Source organism: Mesorhizobium sp. M1D.F.Ca.ET.231.01.1.1, assembly GCF_003999155.2.
Lineage (GTDB): Bacteria > Pseudomonadota > Alphaproteobacteria > Rhizobiales > Rhizobiaceae > Mesorhizobium.
This window is the reverse complement of sequence record NZ_RZOZ02000184.1, coordinates 1-317: the sequence shown is the minus strand read 5'-3', so window position 1 is coordinate 317 and position 317 is coordinate 1. Positions and strand designations below refer to the sequence as shown.

General features: G+C 63.7%; 1 pseudogene. It reads left to right on the top strand.

Features of this window, described 5'->3' with window-relative positions:
* A pseudogene (locus EN874_RS32875) lies at positions 1-203 on the top strand (ABC transporter substrate-binding protein); the annotation flags it as partial.
* Positions 204-317 lie beyond the last annotated feature (114 nt).

Here is a 317-nt window from a genome sequence, read left to right as displayed (position 1 = left end):
GCACGCTGAAGACCGAGACCATGATCGGCAAGGTCGACTTCACCAGCGGCCCGGTGGCCAATGTCTCGCCCGGCCCGATCATCGGCACGCAATGGGTCGCGGCCAAGGAGGGCTCGAAATTCCCGCTCGACTATGTCGTGACCGAGAACGCCACCGACCCGAAGGTTCCGGTCGAAGCCAAGCTCCAGCCGTATAACGGCTGATCTGTCGGGGGACCGCATCGTGAACGCTCTGCCCAACGGTGCGATCCTCAATGCCGCCGGCATACACAAGCGCTTCGGCGCGCTGGTGGTGCTGGACGACATCGACTTCGCCAT